General features: G+C 42.6%; 7 protein-coding genes. All 7 read right to left on the reverse strand.

Features of this window, described 5'->3' with window-relative positions; translation table 11 throughout:
- Positions 1 to 6: 6 nt before the first annotated feature.
- Positions 7 to 1,926 (reverse strand): ABC transporter ATP-binding protein, encoded by a 1,920-nt coding sequence (locus R7Q38_RS09035; protein ID WP_213893859.1) that lies wholly within the window; start codon positions 1,924 to 1,926, stop codon positions 7 to 9.
- Positions 1,904 to 2,146 carry a glutaredoxin family protein gene (locus R7Q38_RS09040; RefSeq protein ID WP_213893860.1) on the reverse strand — a complete coding sequence of 81 codons (243 nt, stop codon included), beginning with the start codon at positions 2,144 to 2,146 and terminating at the stop codon, positions 1,904 to 1,906. The genes R7Q38_RS09035 and R7Q38_RS09040 overlap by 23 nt, the downstream gene beginning before the upstream one ends.
- Positions 2,147 to 2,167: 21 nt before the next feature.
- Positions 2,168 to 4,288, reverse strand: a complete 2,121-nt coding sequence (gene rlmKL / locus R7Q38_RS09045; protein WP_053350765.1) for a bifunctional 23S rRNA (guanine(2069)-N(7))-methyltransferase RlmK/23S rRNA (guanine(2445)-N(2))-methyltransferase RlmL — start codon at positions 4,286 to 4,288, stop codon at positions 2,168 to 2,170.
- 486 nt (positions 4,289 to 4,774) lie between these two features.
- A complete protein-coding gene (locus R7Q38_RS09050; RefSeq protein ID WP_005377444.1) occupies positions 4,775 to 5,317 on the reverse strand; it encodes a cell division protein ZapC in 543 nt (180 codons plus the stop codon).
- Between the two features lie 168 nt (positions 5,318 to 5,485).
- Positions 5,486 to 6,496 (reverse strand): quinone-dependent dihydroorotate dehydrogenase, encoded by a 1,011-nt coding sequence (pyrD, locus tag R7Q38_RS09055; protein WP_318114199.1) that lies wholly within the window; start codon positions 6,494 to 6,496, stop codon positions 5,486 to 5,488.
- A 311-nt stretch (positions 6,497 to 6,807) separates the two neighbouring features.
- Positions 6,808 to 11,649 (reverse strand): NAD-glutamate dehydrogenase, encoded by a 4,842-nt coding sequence (locus tag R7Q38_RS09060; RefSeq protein ID WP_064368429.1) that lies wholly within the window; start codon positions 11,647 to 11,649, stop codon positions 6,808 to 6,810.
- Positions 11,650 to 11,850: 201 nt separating this feature from the next.
- Positions 11,851 to 12,069 (reverse strand): DUF2835 domain-containing protein, encoded by a 219-nt coding sequence (locus tag R7Q38_RS09065; RefSeq protein WP_005377440.1) that lies wholly within the window; start codon positions 12,067 to 12,069, stop codon positions 11,851 to 11,853.
- Between the last annotated feature and the right edge of the window lie 31 nt (positions 12,070 to 12,100).

Genomic DNA, 12,100 nt, shown 5'->3' on the forward strand with positions numbered 1-12,100 from the left:
GAATTCTTAACTATCCTGTTGCATTGCTTCGAGTTCTTCCCATCTCTCGAATGCGATTTCCAACTCCTGCTCTAGTGCAGCAAGCTGTTCCAATACCGGCTGAGTTTGCTCTACAGGTTTAGCAAAGAACTCTGGATCGTTCACTTGCTCCTGAAGGCTCTCGATATCCGACTCTAATTGTTCAAGTTTAGCTGGTAGAGCCTCTAATTCTCTTTGCAGCTTATACGATAACTTCTTCGAATTGTTCTTAGGTTGCGTAGTTTTGGGAGTTTCCTCAACCACTTTCTCTTTCTTCGTTGGTTTTTCAACCTGACTGCGCGAAGCAAGAACTTGGTCACGCTGCTGTTTAGCATCATGATAACCACCAACGAACTCTTCGATTATACCGTTACCCTCAAAAATCCAGCTGGTTGTTACTGTGTTGTCTACGAACTCACGGTCGTGACTCACTAACAATAATGTACCCTGATAATTGGCAAGCATTTCTTCTAAAAGTTCCAACGTTTCGATATCCAAATCGTTAGTTGGTTCATCAAGAATAAGTAAGTTGTTTGGTTTCAACAAGATACGGGCTAGCAATAATCGGTTTTTCTCACCACCGGAAAGTGCCTTAACCGGGGTTCTGGCGCGCTTAGGTGCAAATAAGAAGTCTTGGAGATAACTCAGCGCATGACGCTGACGTCCCCCAACCATTACTTCTTGTTTCCCATCCGCTAAGTTATCGATCACTGTCTTTTCTGGATCCAAAATCTCTCGGTACTGATCAAAGTACGCGACTTCTAATTTTGTTCCGCAGTGTAAACGACCAGACTGCGCTTCCAATTGCCCTAGTAGCAATTTAAGTACCGTACTCTTACCGCAGCCATTTGGTCCGATAAGTGCAATACGGTCACCACGCATGATGTTAAAGCTAAAGTCGTCGACAATTGTCTTGCCTTCGTAAGCAAAAGATACATTTTCTGCTTCAAATACAATCTTACCTGAACGAGAAGCATCATCGATGTTTAGGTTAACTTTACCTTGAACTTCACGACGGTCACGACGCTCTTCACGAAGTTTTTTAAGGGCTCGAACACGGCCTTCATTACGAGTACGACGTGCTTTAATACCTTGACGAATCCACACTTCTTCCTGAGCTAGTTTCTTATCGAACTCAGCATTTTGCATTTCTTCGACGCGAAGCATTTCTTCTTTGTCATTCAAATACTGTTCGTAATTACCAGGGAAAGAAGCTAATTGACCGCGATCTAAGTCGACGATGCGTGTCGCCATCGACTTGATGAATGCACGGTCGTGAGAAATAAAGATGATCGAGCCTTTGAAGTCTTTTAAGAAGTTCTCTAACCATTCGATCGTTGTCACATCGAGATGGTTTGTTGGTTCATCAAGAAGCAATACATCAGGATCACAAACCAGCGCACGAGCTAAAGCAGCTTTACGTTGCCAGCCACCGGATAGATCGGCCAGTTTGGTTTCTGGGCTTAGTTTTAAAGCGCCAAGTACGTTCTTAACACGGTCATCAAAGCGCCAAGCATTAGAATGATCAAGTTGCTCTTGAACTTTCGCCAAACGGTTAATGTTCTTCTCACTTGGGTCTTGAGCAACAAGATCGAGAAGATCGTGATAGATCTTCAATTGTTCGCCGATTTCAGCCAAACCGCCAGATACGTATTCGTAAACCGTACCCTCTTGATTGCGCGGTGGATCTTGTTCAAGCCGAGAAACTACTACGTCTTGAGTTATTTGAATCTTGCCATCATCCAACAAAATGTCGCCGGCAAGCACTTTCATTAACGTGGACTTACCTGCTCCGTTACGACCAACTAAACAAACGCGTTCGTTTTCTTGAAGAGCGAACTCCGCTTTATCTAGCAATGGGTGGTCACCAAATGCAAGTTGTGCGTTATGAATGGTAAGTAATGCCATTATTATCCAACCAATGTATGAGTTGTTCTAAGTCAAACGGCCAGCTCAACTCAGAATCTTGATATTTTAAGACGGGTATTGTGACGCCGTAACGAGAAAATAGTACATCATCGAACGCAATATCGATGATATCTGTTTGCTCGGCCAAACCGACTTGGTCTACTAGAGCAAATGCCATCTCACAAAGATGGCATCCCTCCGTGCTATACAATATCAGCACGTATTAATCCTTTTGTTTATACTACGCGTGCGTTACTAGCCAACAGTTATGAATCTGTTTATTACGCGCAAAATCTAATGGTAACGTTTGAGAAGAAATATTCTGAGCCTTCAAACCCAATTCAGCGAGTGATTCTTCATCCATCTTGAAATGACGTTTGTTATTTGAAAATACGATTGTGCCTTCACTTCTCAGTAAACGTTTGAGGTTCTTCATTAGCTTAATGTGGTCACGTTGTACATCGAATGATGTTTCCATACGCTTAGAGTTAGAGAACGTAGGTGGGTCAATAAAGATCAAGTCGTACTCACCTTTTGCGTTTTCTAGCCATTGCAAACAGTCCGCTTGTTCATATTTATGTTGGCGCCCTACACAGCCATTAAGCTGCATATTGTCTTTCGCCCAGTTCAAGTAGGTGTTTGACATATCGACAGTTGTAGTGGAACGCGCACCACCAACTGCAGCGTGCACTGTTGCACTACCAGTGTAAGCAAACAAGTTAAGGAAATCTTTACCCTGTGCCATTTCGCCAAGACGACGACGAGTGATCTTATGATCCAAGAACAGGCCTGTGTCTAGGTAGTCATGAAGGTTCACGATCAGCTTCACACCGTACTCGTTTACTTCGAGCGTCTCTGATACCTGACCTAATTTTTGGTACTGGCTTCGACCTTTCTGCTTCTCACGAACTTTCAGTACAACTTTGTTCGCTTCGACACCGGTCACCTGAATCGTCGCACGGATAATGTCCGTTAGACGACGCTTGGCTTTTTCTTCAGGGATGTTCTTAGGTGCTGCGTACTCTTGAATCACAATTTGATCGCCGTACACGTCGATCGCTACGTTATATTCTGGAAGGTCTGCATCGTAGATACGGTAGCAGTCTAGTTTCTCTTTACGCGCCCACTTGCCAATCTTGCCAATGTTTTTCTTCAAACGGTTTGAGAAGTCTGGTGCGATTTGAACGTTAGTATCTGCACCTTTAACTTCATCAGCGCTGCGCTCGGCAATGCTGTAGTTCTTTTGGTGACACGGTAACGCACCATTGTTCAATTTAAACTGTTTATCAGCGCGCATACGAAGGCAACTCAAGAGCTCGTCTGAGCTAGAGAAGATAGATGCTTTACATCCGCCAAACTCAGATTTTAGCTGTCCACCGAATGCGGTATAGAGCGCAATCAGCCCCGGCTCAGTTCCTAGACGCTCACCGTAAGGTGGGTTTGAAACGATAACACCGTGTTCAAATCCTGCGGGACGAGTAATAGTTGCAGCATCACCTTGCGCAAACTCAATCAACTCTTCAACACCTGCTCTGCGGGCGTTTTCTTGAGCGACTTTTAATACTTTGGGGTCGTTATCGAATCCAAAAAACTTAGCGTCAACTTTCTTGACACCTCGTCTAGCTTGAACATTAGCCTCTGATTTAATCTCAGCCCAGGTCTCCGGTTCAAAGTCTTCCAAAACTTCGAAGCCCCATTGTTTGCGCTTAACGCCAGGTGCCATGTTGGCTGCCATCATTGCCGCTTCAATAAGCAAAGTACCAGAACCACACATTGGATCGAGTAATGGTTGATGCCCATCCCAGCCACAACGCATGATAATCGCAGAAGCAAGCGTTTCACGTAATGGCGCACGACCCGATTCTGGTCGATAACCACGCTGATGAAGACCACTACCTACCATGTCTACCCCAAGCAACGCTTTATCTTTATGCAAACGAACGTGAATACGAATATCTGGGCGTTCTTTGCTGATATTAGGACGTGGCAAGCCTTTGTTCTCAAAGCAATCTACGATGCCATCTTTGACCTTCATAGCTCCGTATTGGCTATTTCTAATCTCACGGTTTGTGCCGTTAAAGTCCACAACAAAGCGTTTAGAGCTATGAAATTGGTTAACCCAGTTAATAGTGGAAGTGGATAGATACAAGTCCATGTCGTTGTTACACGTGAACTCAGATAAAACACGTACAAATCGAGACGCTAAACGGCTCCACAAACAACAGCGATAAACCTGTTCGTTTGTCGCTTTAAATTTTACGCCTGCCTGTACTGGTTTCGCATTTTCAATGCCTAGTTTAGTCAGTTCTTCAACAAGCAAATTTTCCATGCCATTTGAAGTTACCGCGAGATATTGATTCATAGTGTTCTTTCGCTGATAAAAAATGGCTTCAATTATACCTGACTTTACGATCAATGCCTCGTTTTTAAAGGTATTTTCCCACCCGTTAGTTCAAATCATCACCACTCAAATGATCTAAAACTTTCAACATCTTTAGTTTGAATGTTTTTCATTCATGAACGTATTTTGTTTCCTTTAGAAGAAGTGAATACTTATTTACATGCATTTTGGTATATACCAATCGGGATTGGTTGATGTAAATTACTTACAAATACCCTTTATAGGGGAATAAATAGGGTTGTTTTAGGCGCTAGGTTGCCTAATTAAAGGAGTAATCAAATTGAAATAAGTAAAATAAAAGTGACCAGCTTCATGTTTGCATGCATAGAAAACAAACAGTTTCATGGTCTTTCGGATTGGAGTGTCAGAGGAAAGGACAAAAAAAATCGACCCAATAAGGTCGATTAAGGCAAACAAAGGAACGAAATAAAGAAAAATTAAACAGCTTTAACCCACCATTGCCATAGGGGTCATTGCAAAGAGGTGGTTTGCACAAGCCATGCGATCATGCATTACTTTAATCGGCTGCCCAAATTGAAGCGCCTTATTGCCATCAAGAACAAAGGCTTCTTGGTTAACATAAGCACATAAGCTCGATGTTTCGCCTGGTTCTAGAACGATGAACATACCATCAGAATATTGATTTGTGAGAAAGACCATGTCCCCTTCTTGAGGTTCATAATCAGAGGACTGTGCATCGAAGAACCAGCTCTTAGGCTGTACAGGTTTATGAAAACGCTTTGCAGCAACACAATACAGTGTTAATTCAGCTTGGCGATATTCACTGATATCGAGACAGCGAATGCGCTCATTAAACGTTTGAAATGCGCTGGCGTCATCAACGGTAAATTCACTGTTTGAGAAGGCACAGTTAACCAACAATTTTCGGGATAGATTGGTTTGGAAAATCATTTCCTCCCCCAGATCCAGCATTAAGCAAGCTTTTTGCTCGTCAAAATACCAATTCCATTTGTCGCTGGGTTTAAGCATTATTCCGTTCTCTCTTGACTAGTTAAATCAGTGGTAAAGAGGTAAGACGCTTAATTACCTACTCGTGATTTTTAAATTCTACAAACGAACGGATAAAAAAAAAGAGGAAACAAAGTCCTCTTTTTTATGTAACAGGTACTGATTTTTCAGTAGTTTTTGATGTATATGTTAAAGATTCTTAACAATATCACGTACGAGACCTGGGCCGTGGTAAATAAAGCCAGTGTAGACTTGAACAAGTTTAGCGCCTGCCATGATCTTTTCTTTGGCTGCAACATAGGAATCTACACCACCAACACCGATAATTGGAAGTTTGTCTCCAAGCTCTTCATGAAGCTTACGTACGACCTCCGTAGAGCGTGATTGCACAGGGCGACCACTCAAGCCACCTGCCTCATTGGCGTGTCTCATCCCTTCTACGATCGTGCGATCCAAAGTTGTGTTAGTCGCGATCACACCATCTATATTATTTTTCAATAAAGAATCGCAGATTTGGCAGATTTCATCGTCACTTAAATCTGGCGCAATCTTTAATGCTAACGGGACATACTTGTTGTACTTCTCTGATAACTCCGCTTGTTTCGCTTTTAATTCGGAAAGCAGTTCATCAAGCGCTTCACCATATTGAAGTGAACGAAGACCTGGAGTGTTTGGCGATGAGATGTTTACTGCAATATAGCCAGCATACTCATACACTTTTTCCATACAAATCAGGTAGTCCTCTGCCCCTTTCTCAATTAGCGTATCTTTATTTTTACCGATATTAATTCCGAGAACACAATTGAATTTTGCTCGTTTAACATTCTCGATCAAATTATCAACGCCTAGGTTATTAAAGCCCATGCGGTTGATGATCCCTTCTGCTTCCACTAAACGGAATAAGCGTGGTTTATCATTACCTGGTTGTGGTCGTGGCGTTACAGTGCCGACTTCGACAAAGCCAAAGCCCATGGCATCAAATGCTTCAATACATTCGCCGTTTTTATCTAAACCAGCCGCAAGACCAACAGGGTTACGGAATGTTAGACCCATACACTCAACTGGACGAGTTGGTAACTGTTGGCGGTAAAAGAGATCAAGTGGTGTGCCGTTAAAGCGTTGGAAGTTCTTGATTGCAAGATCATGTGCCTTCTCGGCATCGAGTTGGAAAAAGCCAGTTCTGGCTAGACGGTAAAGCATTGTGCCTCCGAAAGAAAAAAGCCCCGTATAAACGGGACAATATTATTTACCGTTTTTCATCGTAATTCAATGAAAATGAACGTAATAAGTAAAAACCTATATCTTTATAAGATTTTTAAATATAAAACAAACAATTACAATCAAGTTTCTGCGATAAAAATCGTAACTAACCGCTTAAAAGCAATCGATTTCACTCTGTTTTAATTTCAATTCAATGTGACAATGTAACTATTTTCGTTCCAAATGTGAATAATAGATAATAAAAAGCCCCGTTAAATAACGAGGCTTTTACTTATGACTTGATTATTCCACTACTCTTTCGATGAGCAGTTGAGGTTTAAAAGTACTAGCTCTCGAAGTGCTACAGAGAACTTAGCAAATTCGTGTACTGAGCCAACTTTGAACTCGTTTAAGATACTCTCCCAGCGGTGCAACGATTGCTCGTTAGTTTCAATCCAATCTTCTAACGCAGCCATCACGTCAAGCTCTTCGGTTGAGCAGCCACAAGTCAGTACCTGAGCGGTAAGTTGACGTTGTTGCCAGTCCAGATCTTCACGGAATGCCGCTCTTGCAAGTGCTTGCCAGTTGTTATCAACGGCTTGGCTATTAATTTGCTTCAAGAACCAATGCAACGATAAACGGTCACCCAAGTTAAAGTAGAGTTTCGATGCTTGCTCAACCGTTTTACCTGTTTCACTTGCTACTGATGAAATATCCAGTGCAGATTGTAAGCTTGATAAGCGGGCAACTTGGTGAGCGAGTTTCTCTTCAACCCCTTTCTCTATCCAACCTTGAGCCAACTCATTGTGTTCTTCAACTTCAGACTCAACTAACATAGTGTCTAGGGTTTCAGTGATAACATTGACATCTTGCTTGTAGATAGCAATCAACTCACCGACCGTGCATTTGCCGCTACGGTTACGAAGCAACCAGCGTGCAATTCGACGCAGTGCTCGGCGCACGTAAAACATAATTTCGTATTGAGCTTGCGCTGTCGCAACGTTATCAAGTTTGCGAGTTTGCTTGAGGATTTCTTCTAAATCAAAGATTTCTCTAGCCGCACTGTAAGCGTTGGCAATATCGACAACACTTGCACCAGTTTCTTCTTGCAAACGAGTAACGAAGTTACAGCCCATTTCATTAACCATCTGGTTAGCCAATGCTGTAGCGATAATTTCAGCTCGCAGTGGGTGATTAACCATTTGATCTTTATAGTTACGTCGTAACGCACTTGGGAAATATTCAACAAGTTGTTTTGCATGGAATTCATCATTTGCGATTTCATCCGTAACAAGTTGCTGTTTAAGTACCATTTTACCGTAGGCAACTAACACTGATAGCTCAGGGCGAGTCAGACCTAGTCCCTGTTTTTCACGCTCGATTAGCGTTTCATCATCAGGAATGTATTCGAGAGCACGGTCCAAGTACCCTGCTTTCTCCATAGTGTGGATGAATCGAATTTGCTCCTTAACAATGCCAACACCTTGCTGTTCAGTAACAGAGATCGACTCCGACTGACGGTAAGCATCATCCAAGACAATTTCACCCACTTCGTCTTCCATAGACTCTAGAATTTGGTTACGTTGCTTAACCGTAAGATCGCCATTTGAAACCAGTCCATTGAGGAAGATCTTGATGTTGACTTCATTATCCGAACAGTCAACGCCACCTACGTTATCAACGAAGTCCGTGTTCACTCGACCGCCAGTTAGTGCGTATTCGATACGACCAAGCTGAGTCATACCCAAGTTACCACCTTCGCCAACCACTTTGGCTCTTAAGTCACGGCCGTCAATGCGCAGCATGTCGTTAGCACGGTCGCCAACATCTGTATGAGTTTCTGTCGATGATTTAACGTAAGTGCCGATACCACCATTCCAAAGCAGATCGACTTTCATTTTCAAGATCATCTTTATCAGATCGTTAGGCGCTAAAGATGCTTTCTTAGTACCTAACATTTTCTGAATTTCTGGCGTCAACTGGATCGATTTTGATCGACGAGAGAAGATGCCACCACCTTGAGAGATCAAGTCTTTGTTGTAATCTTCCCAGCTAGATCTTGGCAGATTAAACAAGCGGTTACGCTCTTCCCAGCTGCTGGCTGAATCTGGATTTGGATCAATAAAGATATGCATGTGGTTAAACGCAGCTTGCAATCGAATATGCTTCGATAACAGCATACCGTTACCGAACACGTCACCTGCCATATCACCTACACCGATTGCAGTAAAATCAGTGGTCTGACAGTTGATGCCCATTTCACGGAAGTGACGTTTAACAGATTCCCAACCACCTTTTGCGGTGATACCCATTGCTTTGTGATCGTAACCGTTTGAACCACCTGAAGCGAATGCGTCACCTAGCCAGAAGTTGTATTCTGCAGAAACAGAGTTTGCCAAATCTGAGAAGGTTGCTGTGCCTTTATCGGCAGCCACTACTAGATATGGGTCATCTTCATCGTGACGAACAACGTTTTGTGGTGGTACCACCTCTCCTTCAATGATGTTATCTGACACATCTAGCAGTGCACGGATAAAGCGTTTGTAACAACGCTGACCTTCCGCAAAAATTTCATCACGAGTGGTGAGAGATGGCTGGCGTTTACAAACGAAGCCGCCTTTTGCACCAACTGGTACAATTACAGTGTTCTTAACCTGTTGCGCTTTTACTAAGCCAAGAATCTCCGTACGGAAGTCTTCTTGACGATCTGACCAACGCAAACCACCACGAGCCACTTTTCCACCACGAAGGTGAACACCTTCAATATCTGGTGCGTAAACAAAGATCTCGAATGCAGGTACAGGCTGCGGAATCTCAGGAATATCGCTTGGCTTCATTTTCAAAGATAACCAAGGCTTAGGCTGCTTATTCTCGTCTACTTGGTAGTAGTTGGTACGAAGCGTCGCCATGATCATTTCAATATAACGACGAATAATACGATCATCATCCAAGCTCTCTACACGATCCAACTGCTCTGTTAGCTTTTTAATTAGATCGTTTTGGCCTTTCTCGCTGCCTTTGTGTTTCGGATCAAATCGCTTGGTGAACAGCTTGACTAGACCTGTCGCTAAGTCTGGGTAGTGGCTTAGCGTATCTTCGATGTACTGCTGACTGAATGGGAAGCCGACTTGGCGCATGTATCGTGCGTAAGCGCGAAGAATGGAAATCTCACGGCCAGATAAAGACGCACCTAATAACAATCGGTTGAAACCATCACTTTCAAGATTACCCGCCCAAATGGCAGCAAATGCTTGTTGGAAACGGTCACGAGCTTCACGAAGGTCAACGGTTTTCTCGCTCTTATGCAGCATAGAGAAGTCAAGGATCCAGAAAGTCTGCCCGTTGTTTTTCTCGATCTCATATGGCGATTCGCCAATCACACGCAAACCAAGGTTTTCCAACATCGGCATTACGTCAGAAAGGTGAATTGGTTCATCGCGATGGTATAACTTTAAGCGGACAGCTTTGGAATCTGCACCCTCTTCTTGAGGTCGGTAGAACAACATGCCAAGTTTATTATCATCACTTAACGCTTCTAAGCGCTCGATATCTGCAACCGCAGAACCTGGCATCATGTCCTCTTTGTATGAGCGAGGGAACGCACTCATATATTCTTTTGAAAGAGGAAGGCCTTTGCTTTCACCAAAGTTAGCAATGATGGATTCTTTTAATCTGTCATCCCAAGAGGTAGAAACTTCCATTAGATTTTGCTCGATCTTTTTCACGTCTACGTCAATGTTGTTATTGTCTACACGAACAATGTAATGTGTTCTCGCTAGTGGGCTTTCTGAGAAGTACGTTGTAAATTCAACCTCTTGCTCGCAACCAAAGTACTGCTTAAGAATGCGTTGAGTTTGACGACGCAATTCTGTGTTGTAACGATCTTTAGTGACATAAACCATGCAACTGAAGAAACGACCAAATGGGTCTTTACGAACAAACAAACGCAGCAAGTCACGATCTTGCATTTGTACAACACCCATTCCCACCTCAAGCAGCTCTTCTTCATTAGCTTGAAGCAACTCGTCGCGTGGGTAGTTTTCTAAGATATTGTGCAATGCTTTGTATGAGTATGATCCGTGACGGTATCCACTTGCTTCAAGGATACGGTCAACTTTTTCACGGATCAGAGGAATGCTTTGTACCGCTTGGTTGTAAACAGCGGAGGTATATAAACCAGTAAAGCGATGCTCACCTATTACTTTACCGTTTTTATCAAACTTTTTAATACCGATGTAATCAGTATAAGCTGGACGGTGGATACGAGATGCTTTGTTACCTTTGGTGATGATCAGAGCGTATGGTTTTTTCGCTTCTAATCGCGCTGAATCTGATAATTCAGAGAGCTTGACGCTACGCACGCGCTTGTCATCAGCAAACAGACCTAGTCCTTTTTCTTTAGCAGGAACAAGTTCGGTATCACCATTGACCTCTTTTAAGTCATAATCTTTATAACCCATAAAGGTAAAGTTATGATCTTCTAGCCAACGAAGAAATGCGATCGTTTCATCCATACGATCCGTTTGGATAGAAACACGATCTTTATTCTTCTCAAGCTCATCAGTAACAAACTTAAGCTTATCAACCATCTGCTTCCAGTCATCAACGACTAAGCGAGTATCAGATAGAATTCTTAACAGCTCTTCTTTAAGCGCTTGCATCTCGTCTTTACTAGTAAGGCGGTCTACCTCTATGTGGAAAAGTGATTGAAGAACACCACCCTCACCGTTTACGTCTGTAACTTGGCCTTTTTTATCACGCTGAATCTGTGTTGGGTTATTCAACATTAGGTGACAAACAAGATCCAAACGTGCTAAAGCCATTTTGACTGAGTCCACTAAGAATGGACTATCTGGAACAACAATTTCTACGATTGTGTGTGTGGATTGCCAGCCTTGACGACTTACGGTCGGGTTAAATACTCGAACCGAAATCTCTTCTGGTTTTTTTTCATTGATATGGTGCCAAAGGCTAACGACAGCACCATAAAGGTCGGATTCGTTTCGCTGAATTAGATCATCATCAGCAATGTTACTGAATAAGTGTTGAGCAAGTTTAGTTACAAGCGTTTGGTGAGAAAGCTCGAGTTTGTCTTGAATCAGTTGGTAAACCTTTTCAAGCAGAACCGGCACTACATTTTCACGCGCGGTCATATTCACACTCCACATTAGAATTGTTGTTTTGTAGGGGGACTTAGTAGCTAGGTTGTTACCTTAGAAACTAAGCATAGGTAATGCATGTGCCCATTGTAAAAGCATAATTACAAATGTTTAACAACTAATCGTAGTGGTAAGAGGTGAAATGTCCGATTCTGTGACTAAGATTCCTATTTAACTCTCTGCAAATACAATACATCACAGAGTTTCTAACTTAAGAAACTTATTATTTTGGTCAGTTGTTAGTCTAAACTGGCCTCTAACGCCCAATTGACTAAGAAATGGTCTAAATCTCGCGGCGGGTAACTGTAAACGCAAACCGTTGTGTGTGACAACTTGAACAACACTTGCCGCACCAGAATAATGAGATAAAAACGTTTGATATGAAATGTTGAGATTGAAGTAGTAATAGTTCATGAAGTGAAAACTAAGTGACATAAACAAATAA

Source organism: Vibrio sp. Vb0598 (genome assembly GCF_033338935.1).
GTDB lineage: Bacteria > Pseudomonadota > Gammaproteobacteria > Enterobacterales > Vibrionaceae > Vibrio > Vibrio alginolyticus.

Bases quoted from the DNA above. Each gene is read 5' to 3' on its own strand.
- R7Q38_RS09060 (WP_064368429.1), bottom strand. From the start codon at position 11,649: ATGACCGCGCGTGAAAATGTAGTGCCGGTTCTGCTTGAAAAGGTTTAC.
- R7Q38_RS09065 (WP_005377440.1), bottom strand. From the start codon at position 12,069: ATGAACTATTACTACTTCAATCTCAACATTTCATATCAAACGTTTTTA.
- pyrD (WP_318114199.1), bottom strand. From the start codon at position 6,496: ATGCTTTACCGTCTAGCCAGAACTGGCTTTTTCCAACTCGATGCCGAG.
- R7Q38_RS09035 (WP_213893859.1), bottom strand. From the start codon at position 1,926: ATGGCATTACTTACCATTCATAACGCACAACTTGCATTTGGTGACCAC.
- rlmKL (WP_053350765.1), bottom strand. From the start codon at position 4,288: ATGAATCAATATCTCGCGGTAACTTCAAATGGCATGGAAAATTTGCTT.
- R7Q38_RS09050 (WP_005377444.1), bottom strand. From the start codon at position 5,317: ATGCTTAAACCCAGCGACAAATGGAATTGGTATTTTGACGAGCAAAAA.